This window comes from Arthrobacter sp. JCM 19049 (genome assembly GCF_001310435.1).
Genome location: NZ_BAXF01000547.1, coordinates 1 through 1,387, shown reverse-complemented (window position 1 = coordinate 1,387; position 1,387 = coordinate 1). Strand labels below are relative to the sequence as shown.

Sequence of the window (1,387 nt, the reverse complement as noted above, 5' to 3'; positions counted from 1 at the left end):
CGCGGGCGGTGGATTGCGGTCGGGTTAGACGTTGATGCCCACGTGGGCCATGGCCTGGCGCAGAATGTTTTCCCGTCCGCCCACGAACTCGGACTGGATCTGGCTGCTCAGTGCCTCGGCGGGTGACAGCCAGCTCAGTTCCAGGGCGTCCTTGCGTGGGGTTGACTCCCCGCGCACCGGCACGATGTAGCACATGGCCACCGCGTGCTGGCGGTCATCGGTCAACCCGGTCTCGCTGGGGGCCGGGAAGTATTCGGCGACCGTGAAGGGCACCGGGCTGGCCGGCAGCTGCGGCAGCACCAGGGTGCCCAGGTCCTTCTCAATGTGGCGGATCAGTGCGGCCCGGATGGTCTCGCGGTACATGACCCGCCCGGAGACGAAGGTGCGGCGCATGCGCCCGTCCCCGTCCCCGGTGAGCATCAGGCCCACCTCGTTGACGTAGCCCAGCGGGTCCAGCCGGACGGGGATCGCCTCCACGTACAGCATGGGCAGGCGTTGGCGGGCCTCGTAAAGATCCTCTTCACTCAGCCATCCCGGATAGGGGTCAGGTGTGCGCACGTTCATACTTCCCATCTTCTCCCACAGCCGGGCGATTGGAGCAGAAGCTGACCCGGTGTTGCGCAACTCACTGGCGAAGGTACCCTCCGGGGGTAGTCAGCGGCCGCGCAGGGCGGTAAACTTGTTGGGATTCTTCAATCACTTGCGGCGCAATGTCGGGCCCGCCCTTTCAACCACGCGACCATCCACTCGAGCGGGGACCAAGATGACCAATGCCACCGAGCGCCTGAGCGCCAAAAACTTCACCACCATTGCGGTGCTGATCGTCTCGACTTTCGTGGTCATCCTCAACGAGACGATCATGAACGTTGCCCTTCCCGTGTTGATGGGTGAATTCCAGGTCACCGCCGACAAGATCCAGTGGCTGACCACCATCTTCATGCTCACCATGGCGGTGGTCATCCCCACCACCGGGTTCCTGCTGCAAAAGCTGAGCACCCGGCGGGCCTTCGTGCTGGCCATGGGCCTGTTCACCCTGGGCACCGCGCTGGCGGCGCTGGCCCCGGGCTTCTCGGTGCTGCTGGGGGCCCGCATCATCCAGGCCTCCGGCACCGCGATCATGATGCCGCTGCTGATGACCACCATCCTGGACCTGGTGCCCCCGGAGCGCCGCGGCGTGCTGATGGGCAACGTGTCCATCGTGATCTCGGTGGCCCCGGCGGTCGGGCCTACCCTGTCCGGGCTGATCCTGCAGTACCTGTCCTGGCGGTTCATGTTCATCGTCATCATCCCGGTGGCGGTGCTGGCCCTGCTGATCGGCACCCCACGGCTGGATGCCACCGCCCAGAGCTCGCAGACCCCGCTGTCGGTGCCCTCCCTGCTGTTGGCC

Annotated in this window: 2 protein-coding genes; one reads left to right on the top strand and one right to left on the bottom strand. The window is 65.8% G+C overall.

Translation table 11 applies throughout. The features are described from left to right. Positions 1–24: 24 nt before the first annotated feature. A complete protein-coding gene (locus JCM19049_RS14330; protein WP_054821910.1) occupies positions 25–564 on the bottom strand; it encodes an NUDIX hydrolase family protein in 540 nt (179 codons plus the stop codon). A 199-nt stretch (positions 565–763) separates the two neighbouring features. Between JCM19049_RS14330 and JCM19049_RS14325 the strand changes: the two genes are divergently transcribed. After that, positions 764–1,387, top strand: a 624-nt coding sequence (locus JCM19049_RS14325; RefSeq protein WP_279403277.1) for an MFS transporter, incomplete at its 3' end; no start/stop codon positions are given.

What these genes read in the sequence shown, in the direction of transcription:
- JCM19049_RS14330 (WP_054821910.1), bottom strand. Translation starts at nt 564, where the DNA reads ATGAACGTGCGCACACCTGACCCCTATCCGGGATGGCTGAGTGAAGAG.